Source organism: Rothia sp. HMSC058E10, assembly GCF_001809415.1.
GTDB lineage: Bacteria > Actinomycetota > Actinomycetes > Actinomycetales > Micrococcaceae > Rothia > Rothia dentocariosa.
Window position 1 is genome coordinate 231,068 of the sequence record NZ_KV797619.1, and the last position, 16,790, is coordinate 247,857.

A 16,790-nucleotide genomic window follows, 5' to 3' on the forward strand; every position below is an offset into this window, starting at 1 on the left:
TGGATTTTTAGGCTAGTCAGACCTACTCCGAAAAGCTACAGATCAAGTTTCCACGCGTTTGCCATTTGTTCTGTCTCCTGTATGAAGAATTCCCGAGTATTTTCCGACATGTTCTGCAATATTAGAGCATCAAGTTCTTCTTCATCGTAATCTTGAAACATTTCACGGTAGTCAGTGTACGCATAACGATGCGCCATCACGATCGCTTCATGAGCGCTGTGGGCGAGGCTCCAGGCCTGTAGGGTATTTCCATTCTCAGCCAATGCTTCCTCATAACATATACGCGCATGGGTATACATCGCATAGGTCGCTACCATAAGCGGAGCAAAATTTCCTAGAGCATAGATATCCCACTGAGTCAGCAGCATTGTGAGGTAGCGCCGGTACGGTTCAAGCAAACAGCCCAAAATCTCTGTAAAGGTCTGTTCAGGAACATCCGAATGCACAAGATCCAGAAGGTAGAGCACAGTATCAGCATCGTCAGCAAGAGAGTAATCTTCCAATGCTCTTATCGATATAGACTCTAATCTCGCGAGATATTCGAGTATATGAACGTACTGTTCATCGCCAGAAGTCTCCCGCAAAATTCTTACCACCTGACGAAAAGCAGTAACAAAATCCACATGCAGCAGTTGACTTTCCCGCGCACAGTCTGCATAGTTTTCAAGGGCAAGTACAAGATCTGAGGCACCCGATTCATACGCGAGTGCTAGATTATAGAGTCCCGTTTCAGGTTGTGACTTAGCCTTTTGGACAAGGTGCTGGGCGCGTACTATCGCTTCTTGGGCAACACGCTGTCCTGTCTTCAGAATGCTCTGGCGTTCTTCTACAGAAATAAGAAATGCGTCTGATGGAGCCATGACTACCGGGGAATCTATAACTGTTGGCATAATCTCTGGAATAATCTGCGCCGTATCTTGTGCACGTTCAGATAAGATACGTATCATCTCGTGTTTTTGTCCTGAGATATTAGTTGTAGTCCAGATATTATTCTGCAGACACCGGTAAGCAACTTTTACAATATCGTATGCAGCGTTATAACTCGGAAAATAATATTCGGCAAATTCTGGGTTTTGTGGGTTTATCTCCCACGCAGCGTTATAAGTGTAGTAGCTCAGGAGCGCTTGAGTAGTTTTTTGATGAAGCTCCGTCACGGTTTTCTCTAGATAACTAGGGAGCTCGTTTAGGTGATCTTCAAGGTCAGTTACTAGCGTCTGAATAATATCCCTAGATTTTTGTGCTTGCAGCATGGTGATAGCCAGTTTGTGGTCCCGATCAGCTGCTGAGTTTTCCCAAAAATCTGACAAATTATCGGCAGAGGCACCATACAAATAATCCGGATGTTCTGAAGCTGATGCGACTTTAGCTTCGCCCATCTTCCGAGGCTCTTTCAGATTCTGAGCGGATGCCTGTCTTTCTTGCCGCACTTCACGTTCATAGTCTGCGACTGTTGTAGCTTCGCGGGAACCAAAGTATTTAGAGAAAAATCCCATGGAATGCATCCTTGCGATGTGGGTTATGGCTATCTATCTATGAGCATATAGGAACGCACCCGGCACGTCTTTGAGGTTGAGAGCCGGGTGCGTTTTCCTAGGGAAAGCGCAATAAAAGTTATGCCCCTAGAGCGTCCAGACCGGGCAGGGTCTTACCCTCAATGTATTCGAGCGATGCACCGCCACCCGTAGAGATGTGCCCGAACTGTTCGTCAGCAAAGCCAAGGTTGCGTACAGCCGACGCAGAGTCACCACCACCAATGATGGAGAATGCATCAGACTCAACAATTGCTTCTGCAACGGCCTTCGTACCACCGGCAAAGGGAGCAATTTCAAAGACGCCCACCGGACCATTCCAGAAAATAGTCTTCGCATTCTTAATCTTCTCTGCGAAGAGTTCACGAGTTTTCGGTCCAATATCTAGACCTTCTGCTTCGGTGCCGAGTTTACCGCCGGTGAGATCCTCGACGGGTCGAATTTCAGTGTTAGCCTCTGCTGAGAAGTCATCAGCCCAGACAACATCAACAGCGGTCACGATTTCAGTTCCCTTCTTGGGAGCTTCTTCTAGGTAACGCTTTACAGTCTCAACTTGGTCTTTTTCAAGCAGGGAATTACCGACTTCGTAACCCTGCGCATAGGCGAAGGTATATCCCATGCCACCACCAATAAGAATGGAATCTGCCTTGCCAATCAAGTTGTCGATCACGGCAAGTTTATCAGAGACCTTCGCACCGCCCATGACGACGACGAAGGGACGCTCGGGATTATTAAGAGCCTTTGAGAGAACATCGACTTCCTTCTTAACAAGGTCGCCAAGGTACGCGGGCAGACGCTTCGCTACATCGTAAACTGACGCATGCTTGCGGTGAACAGCGCCGAATGCGTCATCCACATATGCGCCATTTTTACCGGTGAGAGCAACGAGCTCGTCTGCAAATGCACCACGCTCTGCATCGTCCTTAGAAGTCTCCCGAGCATCGTAACGCACGTTCTCAAGAACAAGGACTTCACCGTCTTTGAGGTCCGCAGCCTTCGCCTTTGCGTCCTCACCCACAAGATCTGCCGCTACCTTTACAGGTACGGATGCAAGCTCGGCAAGGCGCGCAGCCGCAGGGGCAATCGAATACTGGGGATCTACCTGACCCTTGGGGCGCCCAAGATGTGCGGTTACAATAACGCGAGCACCAGCTTTAGCCAATTTTTCAATAACAGGCAGGGATGCACGCACACGACCGTCATCGGTTACCACGCCGTCTTTTAGGGGAACGTTAAGATCGGAACGAACCAGCACGTAACGTCCCGTTACACCTTCATCAAGCAGCTCTGCAAGTGCCTTAGCCATGGGAAATTCCTCCTACATTAGTGGGGATGTGTGTATTTTCAATAATACAGAATTCTGGTGGTCACATAGCCGTAAGTCTGCTGAAATGACCATTTTTAGCCTAGTTCGGCGCGGATGGTGGTTTAGGCAAATTCTACCGATATCCCAGACATACACGCCTTGTTCTTTACTTCGTGGTACAAGAAAACCCCAACTCTACGGTAAAAACATGCTGTAGAATTGGGGTTCTCCTCGTCAGCTCGTAAAGTAGCTATCCTTGCGCAGATAGGCTTAGAGAGAAGCCACGACCTTGTTGGTAAACATTACCAAGCGGGATACATAACCATACTCATTGTCGTACCAAGCGATAACCTTCACTTGGTCGCCGATAACCTTGGTTAGCGGCGCATCGAAGATAGTGGAGATTCCTTCGCCCTCAATGTCCTTCGAGACGATGGGATCCTCGCTGTACTTGATGATGCCCTTCATCGGACCCTCGGCTGCAGCCTTCAGAGCCGCATTAACTTCTTCCTTAGTAACCTCGCGGGATGCGGTGAAGGTAAGGTCAGTAATGGAGCCGGTAATGGTAGGAACGCGAACTGCGAAACCGTCCAGTTTACCCTTGAGCTCGGGAAGCACGAGGCCAACTGCTGCTGCCGCACCGGTGGAGGTGGGAACCATGTTGACAGCTGCTGCACGTGCACGGCGCAGGTCGGAGTGAGGAGCATCCTGCAGACGCTGGTCAGCAGTGTATGCGTGGATAGTAGTCATCAAGCCCTTTTCAATACCAAAGGAATCGTTGAGAACCTTTGCCAAAGGAGCCAGGCAGTTGGTGGTGCAGGATGCGTTGGAGACAATGTGGTGGTTCTGCGGATCGTACTGCTCGTCGTTCACGCCCATCACGAAGGTACCGTCAATATTCTTACCGGGTGCAGAAATAATAACCTTCTTAGCGCCGGCATCAATGTGCGCCTGTGCTTTTGAACCTTCGGTGAAGAAACCGGTGGACTCAAGCACAACATCTACGCCGAGGTCCTTCCAAGGAAGATCTGCGGGATTGCGCTCAGCAAGGATCTTAATTTCCTTGCCGTCGACAACCAGTACATCATCCTTGACCTCTACGTCGACCCCCAGGCGACCCATAATGGAGTCATACTTAAGTAAGTTGGCAAGAGTCTTCGGGTCGGTAAGATCGTTGATTGCTACGATCTCAAAGCCCTCAGCCTCAGCGCGCGCGGCGCGGAAGAAAGTGCGGCCGATGCGACCAAAACCGTTGATAGCTACGCGTACAGTCACTGGAGTATCTCCTTGTCAGTGCATTGAGTTTGACGGACTAGAGCCATTGTTCATGGGTCTCATGCAAGAGTCTCTAGAGTCTTTCGTCTCACGCTGGTTGCGTGTCCGCCGGTGTTGTTATAATCGTACCTTAGTTTATGTGCGTTTGGGTGTGTTTTTATCGGGTATTTTTGTGATTTACATTACGAAATTGACCAAAAACCCTTTGTTTTCTGTTGTTTTACGTTGAATTCAGTGGCTCTGTATGTTGGGATATGGTTGTAGCTACTCAAACGCAACTGATGTCAAACTAAGACAAAATATACTAAAGACTTTATAGTTAGATCCTTCTCTTCTATGAAAAGAGCGCACGACCCCACGCGCCACCGCATCACAGTAGTATTAGCTTGCCTATAAAAATTTTTTGCGCAACAGAAGGGCGGGTTATCTGTAGAGAGTCCAGATAACCCTCCCTTGACACGACAATTACTTATGAAGACTTCGGGAGTTCAGTTCCAGGAATCCCCAGTTCTTTTGCACGTTTATCGGCCATGACTAGCAAACGACGAATACGTCCAGCGATCGCATCCTTCGTCAGAGGAGGATCTGCCATACGTCCCAGCTCGTCCAAAGAGGCTTGCTTATTCATGGCACGCAGCTCGCCCGCATAACGCAGATGATCTGGAACATCGTCTCCTAGGATCTCCAAAGCACGTTCTACACGGGCACCCGCAGCCACAGCTGCCTGAGCAGAACGACGCAGATTTGCATCATCAAAGTTTGCCAGACGGTTCGCGGTCGCCCGAACTTCCTTACGGGTACGCTGCTCGCGCCACGCTTTGAGGGCGTCCTGAGCCCCCATACGCTCCAAAAGCCGGGCTATAGTCTCGCCATCGCGGACCACAACACGATCCACTCCGCGAACCTCACGCGCTTTAGCAATAATTTCCAAACGCCGGGCCGCTCCCACAAGAGCAAGCGCTGCTTCCGGCCCTGGGCATGTAAATTCGATTGCTGATGAGCGACCAGGCTCTGTGAGCGATCCATGTGCCAAAAAAGCACCACGCATGACCGCTTCGGCGTCCTGAATGGAGCCATTGACAACAGCAGGCGGCAGCCCCCGCACCGGGCGCCCTCGCAAATCTAAAAGACCGGTTTGTCGAGCAAGTGCTTCTCCCCCGGCATCAACACGCACTATATAACGCCCGCCGCGGCGCAAACCGCCACCGCTGACGCTCGTTATCTCAGCCTCATGCCCGTATATTTCAGCAATAGTCTGCTGCATGCGTAACGCGGTCTGTTCGGAATCAACTTCTGCCTCAACAACAATCCGCCCAGAAACGATGTGCAAACCACCAGTAAAGCGCAGAATAGTCGAGATCTCCGCCTTACGTACTGATGCTTTGCTCGTTTCGTATCTGGCCAGCTCATCCTTAACGAGCGCGGTAAGAGCCATTGTTGTTCCTTCCCACCGTGAGGTTCGTATGATGTGATGTGCTGATAATGCACTCAGCTATGCTACATGCTCTATTTAGAGAAACGGTGTATCTTGAGGTGGCAGAAATAGAAAATAAATTCCACGCTTCTTACCTCTAAAACTTGAACGAAAATAGTTCGTGATACGCCGCTGCAAGTTTCAGAGGATTATGTACATTGTTTTCAGCTGATGCTCGTACGGGTGCCCACATCACACGCGCTCCCATGGATTCTGATTCTCGTTCCAGTTCGCTACGTACAGACTTGGGTGTTTCGTCATCAGCAATGACCGCGTCCAATCGAAGATTCGGGGCGTATCGTTTCAAGAGTGCTAAATGTGCGGCTGGGGTGAATCCAGCGGTTTCTTCGTCATCCGAAAGATTCATAACCACACAGCGCATAGCTTCTGTACGGCAGATAGCATCGCGCTGTGCTTCTAACAGCAAGTGCGGCAAAACGGAGGTGCGCCACGACCCTGGGCCTAATATTACCCAATCGGATTCCTCAATAGCGGTTAGCGCTTCCGGACATGGGCGCGCGTCTTTGGGAGTAAGCCCAATATCGTGCACTTGCTTTTCTTTTGAGAGGTTAACCTGCCCGCTAATACGCACCCGTTCGATGCCACCGCCAGCATGTTCCCGTAGCACCGTACCATAAATCACCATAGGATCCAATGCCATAGGAAGCACCCGACCACGGGCGTTGAGCAGAGCTCCCGCCCAGTCAAGCCCAGCAACGGGGTCTTCAAGAAGCTGCCAGAGCGTCGTAATAAGCAGGTTTCCAAGGGCGTGATATTCAAGAGGAAACTCGTCAGTATACCCCTCGGGCGCGCTAAAACGATGCTGCATAACGTCTCGCCACGTTCGCCCCCAATCGGTATCATCGCAAAGGGCCGAGAGAGCCATACGCAGATCTCCTGGAGGAAGTACGCCCATCTCTTTACGCAAGCGGCCCGATGAGCCCCCGTCATCGGCAACCGTTACTATAGCCGTTAGATCTGTTGTGACATGCCGAAGCGCGGACAGCGAACCGTAAAGTCCATGCCCACCCCCCAAAGCTGTTACTTTGGTAACGCGGTGAGTACTTTTAAGAAGCCGTAAAGCCTGAGTTGGTAACGCGGGTAGCTTCGGGATTCCCTGGGTATCAGAGCCGACAGGCAGGTCAGGTGAATGACCGATGCGTGCCATTACTCACGCCCCTTATCACGATGCAACACGTGCACATTAACTTCGGGAAATGCGCTCAGGCGCCGAGCAATTTCTTCCGTGACAGCGACCGAGCGATGCTTCCCACCGGTGCATCCTATAGCAATGGTGGCGTAGTATTTTCCTTCGCGACGGTACCCTTCCAGAACCGGACGCAGAGCTTCCAGGTAGTTGCTGATAAATTCCTCAGTCCCAGAGTTACTGAGCACGTAGTCACGTACTGGGGCATCCTGTCCGGTGAGCGGACGCAATTCAGGAATCCAGTGCGGGTTTGGAATAAAGCGCATATCTGCCATGAAGTTCGCATCTGTGGGTGATCCGTATTTGAATCCAAAGCTCATGACAGTAAGGTTGAGTTTTTTATCCGGTCCGTCAGCAAACATCTCGCGTACTGTGCGTGCAAGCTCATGCACATTCATGCCCGTGGTATCAATCGTGCGATCAGAGGCGAGTCGAAGCCCCTCGAAGAGGGAACGTTCGGCACGTATACCGTCAAGTACGCGACCTTCTCCTTGAAGCGGATGGGGGCGACGCTGTGCCTCATAGCGAGCCACGATAGTTTCATCTTTGGCGTCTAGAAAAAGCATCGAGAAATCAACGTCGGATTTGCGAAGAGTTTCAATAGCCGCTGGTAAGTCGTCGAAAACCGCGCGGGCTCGTACGTCAATCCCCAGTGCAACTTTCGGAACTTTGGCACCATCCTGCGTAACGAGTTCCGCGATCGATTCCAGCATTTGTGGCGGAATATTATCAATCACATACCAGCCCTCATCCTCAAGGACATTAGCAACAGTGCTACGACCTGCGCCTGAAATACCGGTAATTACCAATATCTGGGGTTTTTGCGATTTATTTAGCAATTCGCCACTCATTATGTAGTTTCTCCTTTGATACGAATTGTCTCTAGTTCTCCATCATACTAGACAACCCCTTATGGCGGACGGCTATCTGTGCATAAATACCCGGGGTGCTACTTCAGGCAGTTTCCTTTTGGTTGAGGTGGTCATGCACTTTTTGTGCGAGCGCAGGCCCCACGCCTGAAACCTGTTGGAGTTCTTTAATCGAGGCATTCCGTACTTTAGCAACCGACCCAAAATGTTTAATAAGCGCTGCACGCTTGACACTGCCTAATCCGGGCACAGAGTCCAAAGCAGAAGCCACCATAGCTTTACCTCGTTTTGCGCGGTGGAACGTAATAGCAAAACGGTGTGCCTCATCGCGAATACGCTGCACAAGGTATAGCGCTTCAGAGGTACGGGGCAGAATCACTGGGAAATCATCGTCGGGTAACCACAGCTCTTCGAGGCGCTTTGCGATACCTACCACGTAGATATCCTCAATACCGAGGTCACTCAAGGCGGACTGAGCGGCTGCAACTTGAGGTGGGCCGCCATCAACTAAGACCAGATTCGGCGGATACGCAAATTTAGCTGGTTCTTGTACCGGCTCATCAGCCGTAACTTCTCCCGAGGACAAAGGTGTTTCCGCACGTTGCTGCTGCTCGGTGAGATAACGTTTAAATCGCCTGGTGATGACGTCATACATGCTGGCGGTGTCGTCGCGAGCAGCATCCCCTGTGATCGAGAATTTACGGTAGGCACTTTTGGTGGGCATGCCGTCTTCAAAGACCACCATAGAGGCCACCACATTAGTACCTTGCACATGGGAAATATCGTAGCATTCGATGCGCATAAGCGGATCCGGAAGCTCTAAGGCTTCTTGGAGTTCCACGAGCGACGCTGAACGGGTGGTAATATCCCCAGCACGACGGCTCTTGTGCAGGGTCAGGGAATGTTGGGCGTTCTCGGCGACCGTTTTCATCAGTGCCGCTTTATCGCCGCGCTGCGGTACCGCAATATCGACTTTGGCACCACGCACACCTGAGAGCCATTCCTGAAGCTGCTGGGTATTCTCCGGCATAGTAGGAACTAAAACCTGTCGAGGGATCTCATGTTGTGTAGCGTCTAACCCGGAATCTTCGTCGAAAGCTGCAGCGCTAGCAATATTTGCCGCCATTTCACCATAAACCTGAACGAGAAGCTGCTCTATCAGCTCGGTTTCGCCACCATCGTTAACCTTCTCAACAATCCAGCCACGTTGTCCGCGGATACGCCCACCGCGCACGAAGAACACCTGTACCGATGCCTCTAGCTCGTCCTGAGCAAAGGCGAAAAGATCAGCATCAACAGAGTCCGATAAAACCACGGCGTTACGTTCAAATGCCTTTGTTAACGCGGTAATATCGTCACGTAATACAGCTGCACGTTCGAAGTCCATATCGGCTGCAGCTTTTTTCATACGTCGGGTAAGCTGGGTAATAAATTTTTCGGCACCCCCTGCCATAAAACGGCATAGCCCATCCGCTAGTTCACGGTGTTCTTCGGGGCTCACACGCCCTACACACGGTGCTGCGCATTTATCGATATACCCTAAAAGACACGGGCGTCCCGAAGCCTCGGCACGTTTAAAGACTCCCGCCGAGCAGGTACGCACCGGGAATACGCGTAGAAGCGCATCCAAAGTTTCGCGAATAGCCCATACCTGTGAGTAAGGACCAAAGTACCGCACACCTTTTTTACGATCACCGCGCATGACCTGCGCTCGCGGGAATTTATCACGCATTGTGACTGCAAGGTAGGGATAAGATTTATCGTCGCGGAACGCTATGTTAAAGCGTGGTTTGTATTCCTTGATCCAGGTATATTCAAGCTGCAGAGATTCAAGTTCACTGCCGACTACCGTCCACTCCACACTGGCGGCAGTATGCACCATAGCGTAGGTTTTCGGGCTCAGACGTTCTGGGGCTACAAAGTAGCTGTTCAGTCGGTTGCGCAGGTTTTTCGCTTTACCTACGTATATAACTCTGCCGTGGGGATCACGAAAACGGTATACACCGGGATGCGTTGGAATATCGCCGGAGGCTGGGCGATAGCTTTGGGGGTCTGCCACGAACGCTCCTCACGGTGTAGTACTGAAAAATAACCACGCATCCATAATCAGGATGCGCGGTTAAGTGTACTCGTTTTTAGACTGGCAGGCGCTACCCTGCGTCACGCTCGGCGGAGGGCGAAACGTTGTATTCGTTCTTCCGGGCTTGACCCGAGAGCTGAGCGATAGCATCCATGATGTGGTCGGTGGTCTGGCGGCGTTGTTTACCGGTCATTTTCTCGCCGGTCTTCTCAAAATGCATGGGTTCCCCCACGCGGATGGTAAACCGGTGAGGGTAAATCATATTTGAGCCGGGCTTCTGCAGACGTTCGGTTCCGATAAGACCCACAGGAACTACTGGTGCTCCAGTCATATGGGCTAGCCAGGCTACACCAATTTTGCCGCGGTATAAAAACCCGTCACGAGATCGTGTACCTTCAGGGTAGATACCGAAGACTTTACCCTCTTCAAGTTTTTCAAGAGCTAGATCGAGTGCTTTAAGGGATTCCGAACGGTCGGAGCGGTTCACGGGGATAATGTCTACGGCCTCAAAAAAAGCCTTCATGGCTTTGCCTCGAATACCCGGTGTATTTACGTACTCTGCCTTCGCGAGGAATGCTACTCGGCGGGGCATCATAGCGGAGATAATAATAGAGTCGAGGAAGGATAGATGGTTAGATGCCACAATTACGGGCCCCTTCTTTGGGAAATGCTCAAGCCCGGTCACCCGTGCCCTGAATACAGTGCGCAGTAGCCCCGTTACTACTTTTTGCCCTGCCTTGTACGCCAGCATGTCCGGACTCCTTATAGTTCTGGTGGTTTTCTCCGTTCTTTATTATTCCATACGGATTTTATAGGCTTGACGCTTGTAGTAACTTTCTCGGGATCAGCAAAGATATTATGAAAACCTATGGAGTGTTTTCTTTACTTTCTTATTATTTCAAGCAGATGCATATTCTTACGGTACCCCACCAGAATTAGAGCACAAAACCCTTGCTTATTTCTTAGATAAGGCTCACCTAAATACACAGCTAATATATCAAATTATATCAAACGATACACAATATGAGAACTATTCTTACTTTGCCTGTGTAATTTCTTTCATAATGATGACACCGTGTCTGTAAACTTTCTAAATTCGTATTCGTAATGCAAGAATAAAACTAAGTGCCTCTGTGAGCTTCCTAATTATGGGAGATGCTTACCGCGAGCACTAACAAAAATCAATCCACGCACACTGGAGACACATCAAAATGGCTAAGAAAACCGTAACGCGCGGGGAGATCGCCAAGATCACCCGCCGCACGGATGCAGTCGGTGCCTACGCTGGAAAAGGCTGGGTACAGGCTGTAGCGTTTGTGATGCTCTTGGGCTTTACCATCATGGCCGTCTTGGCGATGCGCACCTACGCGCTCTCTATGCCGCTCCCAGATAAGATCGTCGGCAATGACGGTAAAGTTATCGCAACTGCTGAGCAGATTCAGCATGGTCAGGAGCTCTATCAGAGCCGCGGTTTGCAGCAGTACGGCTCCGTTCTGGGTCACGGTGCGTACATCGGTCCGGATTTCACCGCAGAGTACCTGCGCAAGACCACCGATGCCGCCGTTGATAAATACCGCTCAGAAGGCAAGCAAGAACCGCGCGAAATCGTTAAAAACGAGTGGCGTCACGAGAATAAATACGACGAATCCAGCAAAACCCTTACCTGGACCGAAGGACAGACCAAGGGTTTCAGCTTGATGACAGACCACTACAAGGACACCCTTACCCGTGGTGATACTTCCTTAGGTCTTTTCCCTAACGCTATTAAGAGCGACGAAGAACTGCACGATTTGACGGCATTCTTTGGGTGGACGGCATGGGCGTCGGCCGCCGAGCGTCCTAACCAGGATTACACCTACACCAATAACTGGCCCGCAGAACCAAACGTTGATAATAAACCTACTGCAGACCTCATGGTTTGGTCGGCTCTATCGCTCATCGCCCTCATTGGCGGTACCGGCTTGTTGTTTGCCATATATGGTCGTTGGTCGCGCACCATCGGTTGGCATGGCGAAGAAGCCCCAGTCCTTGACTTCCGCCAGCCGGATGAAGTTAAGCTCACCCCCTCCCAGAAGGCAGCTGGACTCTTCTTCATCACGATTATTGTTCTATTCCTCCTGCAAGCCTTGGTGGGCGCTCTCACCGAGCACTATCGCGTTGAAATAGACGGGTTCTTCGGTATCAATATGGGTGAGCTACTGCCCTACACCGTGTCTCGAACGTGGCACGTACAGCTCTCCCTCTTCTGGACGGCTGCAGCGTTCCTAGCTGGTGGTATCTTCATTGCCCCGCTTATTACCCGCAAAGAGCCGAAGAAGCAAGGTCTACTCACCGTCGTCCTCTTCGTGGCCGTGGTTATTGTGGTGCTCGGTTCGCTTCTCAACGAATGGTTCTCGCAAAAGGGCTGGATACCCGAGAACACTATCTTTGCGCAGCAGTGGGAGTACCTTGATCTGCCGCGTTTCTTCCAGATTCTGCTCACCGCTGGTATGTTCATCTGGATTGTCATTGTTTGGCGTACCCTTAGCTCACGCCTCAAGAGCGGGAAGAAAACCTCCATGCCTTGGTTGTTCCTCTTCTCAGGTCTAGCAATTCCGATGTTCTACGCCGTAGGTATGCTCGCTGGTCAGCGCACCCATTTCTCAGTCGCCGAGTTCTGGCGCTTCTGGGTGGTACACCTGTGGGTTGAAGACTTCCTCGAACTCTTCACCACTGTGATGGTCGCCTACGTCTTCGTACTCTTGGGTGTGGTGCGCGAGCGCATCGCTATCTCCATTATCATGATGGATGCAGTGCTCTACTCCGCCGGTGGTGTGGTTGGTACTATGCACCACACCTACTTCGCTGGTACTCCTTCGGAACAGATGGCATTCGGTGCGTTCTTCTCGGCAGCAGAGGTTATTCCGTTGACCTTCCTGACTGTTGAGGCGTGGGGCTTCATGCAGTTGGGGGCTCGCCAGTACTCCAATCGCACCAAGCCGTTCCCGCATCGTTGGGCTGTGATGTTCCTTATTGCTGTAGGCTTCTGGAACTTCTTGGGTGCAGGTGTCTTCGGATTCCTGATCAACCTGCCGGTTGTTTCGTACTACGAAATCGGCACCGCACTCACCGCAAACCACGCGCACGGCTCTATGATGGGTGTGTACGGTATGTTGGCACTGGCCTTCGCGGTGTTTGCGTTGCGTTACCTGATTCCTGAGAATAAATGGCCTGAGAAGGGGCTAAAGTTCTCATTCTGGGCCTTGAACATCGGGCTGATCTGGATGGTCTTCATTTCGCTTCTGCCGCTGGGTGTCGCTCAGTTGTATAAGTCCGTGGGTGAAGGCTACTACGAGGCCCGTTCCTTCGCGTTTATTCACGATGGTTCAACTGTGATTATGGATTGGCTGCGCTTACCGGGCGACGTGATCTTCTTGGCTGGTATCATCCCGCTGATCAAACTCGCATGGTTGGGTATAACTTCGTACTTCTCACAGAAGAACAAAGAAACTGTTCTGGAGCTCCCCGAGCCGCCGCTATACGAGTTGGTGGATGACGAGCGTATTGCCGAGTTTGCGGGTGCTAAGGCTGCTGACGAGCTTCCCGAACAGACCAGTCCGTACCGTAGCGATCGTCGAGGCTGACTATCATGCCTGAGCAAATTGCCGGAGTATCCCTGATGGTGTGGCTATCCAGCGTTTATGCGCTGGGGCTAGTCGCCGTCGGGTGGGGCTTCGATATTCTTGCTAAGCGCACAAGCCAACGTTTCGTGGCATCCCGGACTTTCGGGTTCACCTACCACGAGAGTAACGATGCGTGGCTCTGCCCCGAGGATCAGTGGCTATGGCCGGTAGCGTTTGATACGGATAATCGTGTGATGCGCTACCGCGCCAAGCCGAGCGTGTGCAATACCTGTCCTATTAAGGACACTTGCACCGTCTCGTCTAATGGGCGTGAACTTACGCGTGAAGTTGATGAGTGGCCTTACTCGGAGTCGGGTAAGTTCCATCGCGGTCTTGCCGTGACGGTTGCGCTTTTCGGTCCTATTATCGTGGGTGCTACGGCTCTGGCCTGGCATGCTCCCTTGGAGCTGCTGGTGGAAGCCGCCGTTATTGTGGCTTGCTTGTCACTCACCTATCCCCTAGCCATCAAGCTCATCAAATCGCCTGAGAACTTTGTGGCAGATCCTAAACATATTCCTGGGTCTACTGCGGATGAATCGGTGGCGGTTAAGATGGATAGGTTTGCCGCTAAGTGGGGCGGTATTGGCAATGAGCGTAAGCGCCGCACCGACGATGCTCGTAAGCAGATAATCTCTACTGCAACTTTGCCTGTGCGTTCTTCGCAGATTGATCCTGATCGTCCGGCGTGGAGCGGCGAGGGGACTTCTACCCCACGTCTGCATAAAACTACCGCAGAGGTTATTCAGGAGCAGAATCTCGAAGAAGTCTCTCGTTAGTGTGAGGATGCGCGCCCCGGTTTCTAAGGTACCGTCGTTGATGAATTGGTAACCTAGAGATCGGGGTGCGTATTGTCACCGCATCTAGATTTTTTCTCAGCACGCATCTACACAGGTCATTCCCACTGACCGTTACCAACGTATCTTTAGAGGACATGATGGATTCTCTTACCATTCTTTCGATTGTTATTCCGATTCTTGTAATCGTCGCTTTTCTGATTATTCGTACCCTTCGGGTCATCCCTGAATATCAGCGCGGTATTTCTTTCCGCTTCGGTCATCTACGTTCCGAGCTGAAACCTGGCATTAACCTGGTGGTTCCGCTCATCGATTCTCTGCAGCGCGTGGACATGCGTGTGATTACGCTGACCATTCCCCCGCAGGAAGTTATCACAAAAGATAACGTTCCTGCGCGCGTGAACGCGGTAGTACTTTTCCGTGTGATTAGTGCAAAAGACGCCGTACTTGAGGTCGAAAACTACCCGATCGCTACTTCTCAGATCGCTCAGACTACACTACGTTCACTGCTGGGGCGTGTGGATCTTGATACTTTGCTGGCGCATCGTGATGATTTGAATGCGGATTTGCAGAGCATTATTGATTCACGCACCCGCCCGTGGGGTATTAAAGTCGAGCTGGTTGAGATCAAGGATATTGAGATTCCTGAGGCCATGCAGCGCGCAATGGCTCGTGAGGCTGAGGCTGAGCGTGAACGCCGCGCCAAGATCATTTCGGCACGTGGTGAGCTTGAGGCTTCATCTCAACTTAAGGAGGCTTCTGACATTCTCAGTGATTCACCAGCTTCGTTACAGTTGCGGTATTTGCAGACTCTCTTGGAGTTGGGCGCTGATCAGAATTCGACGGTTGTTTTCCCGCTTCCGCTGGATATTGTGGGACCGCTTATGGGGGCTTTGAAGGGTGCTTCTCACGAAGAAAAGTAACAGCAGCCTTCGATAAATATCACAGAATTATCCGGAACAGTTCTTTCCTACAGACTCGGGGAATATAGCTTGTTCCGGATATTTCTTTAACCTATTCACCTCAGGGCGTAGAAATCGTGAAAATAAGCAAGGAACCTAGCAGCTCTACTTGAGGGTCGATATATTGGATTCCTAACTTTCCTGTTTATCGCACACAGATTGGATTTATCATGTCAAAGATTCTTGTTATTTCAGGTCACCCGAACCTGCCAGAGTCCACCGCAAATAAGACGGTTCTTGATGCCGTAAAAAACCATTTTGGCGATGCGATAAACATGCGTGAACTCGACAAACTGTACGTGAATGGTAAATTCGATGTCTCAGCCGAGCAGAAGGCACTCGCGGAAGCAGATATCGTGGTGCTTCAGTTCCCTGTGTACTGGTATTCGGTGCCGGGCTTGCTGAAACAGTGGATTGATGACGTTTTCGAGTACGGCTTCGTATACGGTTCGCAAGGCACGGCGCTGCGCGGTAAGAAGCTCTTGATTTCTGCGACTGCGGGAGCTCCCGAGAATATGTACCGTGATGCTTTGCCGTATGAGCTCACAACCACATACGCCGATTTTGGGAATACTGCCGCTTTCACGGGTATGGAGTTAGAAGAACCTATTTTCAGCTATGGCGCATCAAGCGATCCGGGGAATACCGCAGCGGTACGGGCTATTGGTGAGAATCATGGCACCAAGCTCATCGCTAGGTTAGAATCCTTGCGGGCTTAGTATATTGCGGTTGCTATTTTCTTTTTCGGCTCCATCGCATTAGGTATTTATCATGCATTTTATGGGTAATGTTGTGCATCGTACACCTTCTGGAAAACTAAAAGCTTGTTAGCAGTATGTATTAGATTCGGCATAATGTTCACAGGCAGACATAGAGAATAGCGTGCTAATATACGAAGGTGGCAAACTTGAGCTTATACTTGAATCAGCACTCACAAGCTCATGATTCTGATGTTTACTAGATTGGATGACTATGTCTAATATCCTGATTATTTCGGGGCACCCTGACCTTACGACTTCTAACGCTAACAAGGCTATTCTTGATGCCGTGCGGGCACGGTTCGGCGATAACGTCAAGATTCGTGAGCTCGACAAGCTGCGTGTAAACGGTAAGTTTGACGTACCTGCTGAGCAGAAGGCACTTGTGGAAGCAGACGTCATCGTTCTGCAGTTCCCGGTGATGTGGTATTCAATTTCTTCTCTGCTGAAGCAGTGGATTGACGACGTTTTCGAGTACGGCTTCGCGTATGGAGAAAACGGCACCGCTTTGCAGGGTAAGAAGCTTCTGATCTCTGCAACCGCTGGCGCTATTGAAGATGTCTACCGCACCATGCTGCCACGCGACGTATCTGCCACGTTGACCGAGTTTGAGAACACTGCAGCGTTTACCGGTATGCCTCTTGAGGAGCCACTATACAGCTACGGCACCACTGGCGACCCCGATAACCCCGCTGTTGCTCGCGCCATCGGTGAGGATCACGGCAAGCGTCTCATTGAGCGTCTGGAGGCTCTGGGGGCATAGTCCCTTCTACGTGCTAAAAAGGCTCTTTATCCGAATCAAGCGGTGAAAAATACGCTTTATATGGATAAAGAGCCTTTTTTACTTTTTCGCGTGGGGCCGGACGGTGTGAGT

At 50.9% G+C, this 16,790-nt stretch carries 13 protein-coding genes; 5 read left to right on the forward strand and 8 right to left on the reverse strand.

Annotated features, from left to right (window positions below):
* Positions 1-35 precede the first annotated feature (35 nt).
* The 8 genes from HMPREF2609_RS03930 to HMPREF2609_RS03965 form a co-directional block, all read right to left on the reverse strand.
* On the reverse strand, positions 36-1,493 hold the full coding sequence (locus tag HMPREF2609_RS03930) for a hypothetical protein (protein WP_070535117.1): 1,458 nt from the start codon (positions 1,491-1,493) through the stop codon (positions 36-38).
* 118 nt (positions 1,494-1,611) lie between these two features.
* On the reverse strand, positions 1,612-2,835 hold the full coding sequence (pgk, locus tag HMPREF2609_RS03935; RefSeq protein WP_070535119.1) for a phosphoglycerate kinase: 1,224 nt from the start codon (positions 2,833-2,835) through the stop codon (positions 1,612-1,614).
* 270 nt (positions 2,836-3,105) lie between these two features.
* Complete coding sequence (gene gap / locus HMPREF2609_RS03940) at positions 3,106-4,110, reverse strand: type I glyceraldehyde-3-phosphate dehydrogenase (protein ID WP_070535121.1); 1,005 nt, start codon at positions 4,108-4,110, stop codon at positions 3,106-3,108.
* Positions 4,111-4,579: 469 nt separating this feature from the next.
* A complete protein-coding gene (gene whiA / locus HMPREF2609_RS03945) occupies positions 4,580-5,545 on the reverse strand; it encodes a DNA-binding protein WhiA (RefSeq protein WP_048752241.1) in 966 nt (321 codons plus the stop codon).
* A 136-nt stretch (positions 5,546-5,681) separates the two neighbouring features.
* Positions 5,682-6,752 (reverse strand): gluconeogenesis factor YvcK family protein, encoded by a 1,071-nt coding sequence (gene yvcK, locus HMPREF2609_RS03950; protein WP_070535122.1) that lies wholly within the window; start codon positions 6,750-6,752, stop codon positions 5,682-5,684.
* The gene (gene rapZ, locus HMPREF2609_RS03955; RefSeq protein WP_048754074.1) at positions 6,752-7,642 is read right to left on the reverse strand and encodes an RNase adapter RapZ; all 891 of its coding nucleotides are present in this window, start codon (positions 7,640-7,642) and stop codon (positions 6,752-6,754) included. The genes yvcK and rapZ overlap by 1 nt, the downstream gene beginning before the upstream one ends.
* 103 nt (positions 7,643-7,745) lie before the next feature.
* Complete coding sequence (gene uvrC / locus HMPREF2609_RS03960; protein WP_070535124.1) at positions 7,746-9,719, reverse strand: excinuclease ABC subunit UvrC; 1,974 nt, start codon at positions 9,717-9,719, stop codon at positions 7,746-7,748.
* Positions 9,720-9,810: 91 nt separating this feature from the next.
* Complete coding sequence (locus HMPREF2609_RS03965) at positions 9,811-10,491, reverse strand: lysophospholipid acyltransferase family protein (protein ID WP_048752248.1); 681 nt, start codon at positions 10,489-10,491, stop codon at positions 9,811-9,813.
* 460 nt (positions 10,492-10,951) lie between these two features.
* Between HMPREF2609_RS03965 and HMPREF2609_RS03970 the strand changes: the two genes are divergently transcribed.
* From HMPREF2609_RS03970 to HMPREF2609_RS03990, 5 genes are all read left to right on the forward strand, one after another.
* Positions 10,952-13,363, forward strand: a complete 2,412-nt coding sequence (locus HMPREF2609_RS03970) for a nitric-oxide reductase large subunit (RefSeq protein ID WP_048754076.1) — start codon at positions 10,952-10,954, stop codon at positions 13,361-13,363.
* Positions 13,364-13,368: 5 nt separating this feature from the next.
* On the forward strand, positions 13,369-14,178 hold the full coding sequence (locus tag HMPREF2609_RS03975) for a transposase (protein ID WP_048754077.1): 810 nt from the start codon (positions 13,369-13,371) through the stop codon (positions 14,176-14,178).
* Positions 14,179-14,336: 158 nt separating this feature from the next.
* Positions 14,337-15,119 (forward strand): slipin family protein, encoded by a 783-nt coding sequence (locus tag HMPREF2609_RS03980; protein WP_041321775.1) that lies wholly within the window; start codon positions 14,337-14,339, stop codon positions 15,117-15,119.
* Between the two features lie 209 nt (positions 15,120-15,328).
* Entirely contained in the window at positions 15,329-15,877 is a 549-nt protein-coding gene (locus tag HMPREF2609_RS03985) for an NAD(P)H-dependent oxidoreductase (protein ID WP_048754078.1), read from the forward strand.
* Between the two features lie 247 nt (positions 15,878-16,124).
* On the forward strand, positions 16,125-16,679 hold the full coding sequence (locus HMPREF2609_RS03990) for an NAD(P)H-dependent oxidoreductase (protein ID WP_246822570.1): 555 nt from the start codon (positions 16,125-16,127) through the stop codon (positions 16,677-16,679).
* The last annotated feature ends 111 nt before the right edge of the window (positions 16,680-16,790 follow it).

What these genes read in the sequence shown, in the direction of transcription:
- whiA (WP_048752241.1), bottom strand. Translation starts at nt 5,545, where the DNA reads ATGGCTCTTACCGCGCTCGTTAAGGATGAGCTGGCCAGATACGAAACG.
- yvcK (WP_070535122.1), bottom strand. Translation starts at nt 6,752, where the DNA reads ATGGCACGCATCGGTCATTCACCTGACCTGCCTGTCGGCTCTGATACC.
- rapZ (WP_048754074.1), bottom strand. Translation starts at nt 7,642, where the DNA reads ATGAGTGGCGAATTGCTAAATAAATCGCAAAAACCCCAGATATTGGTA.
- HMPREF2609_RS03965 (WP_048752248.1), bottom strand. Translation starts at nt 10,491, where the DNA reads ATGCTGGCGTACAAGGCAGGGCAAAAAGTAGTAACGGGGCTACTGCGC.
- HMPREF2609_RS03975 (WP_048754077.1), top strand. Translation starts at nt 13,369, where the DNA reads ATGCCTGAGCAAATTGCCGGAGTATCCCTGATGGTGTGGCTATCCAGC.
- HMPREF2609_RS03985 (WP_048754078.1), top strand. Translation starts at nt 15,329, where the DNA reads ATGTCAAAGATTCTTGTTATTTCAGGTCACCCGAACCTGCCAGAGTCC.
- HMPREF2609_RS03930 (WP_070535117.1), bottom strand. Translation starts at nt 1,493, where the DNA reads ATGGGATTTTTCTCTAAATACTTTGGTTCCCGCGAAGCTACAACAGTC.
- HMPREF2609_RS03980 (WP_041321775.1), top strand. Translation starts at nt 14,337, where the DNA reads ATGGATTCTCTTACCATTCTTTCGATTGTTATTCCGATTCTTGTAATC.
- HMPREF2609_RS03970 (WP_048754076.1), top strand. Translation starts at nt 10,952, where the DNA reads ATGGCTAAGAAAACCGTAACGCGCGGGGAGATCGCCAAGATCACCCGC.
- pgk (WP_070535119.1), bottom strand. Translation starts at nt 2,835, where the DNA reads ATGGCTAAGGCACTTGCAGAGCTGCTTGATGAAGGTGTAACGGGACGT.
- HMPREF2609_RS03990 (WP_246822570.1), top strand. Translation starts at nt 16,125, where the DNA reads ATGACTATGTCTAATATCCTGATTATTTCGGGGCACCCTGACCTTACG.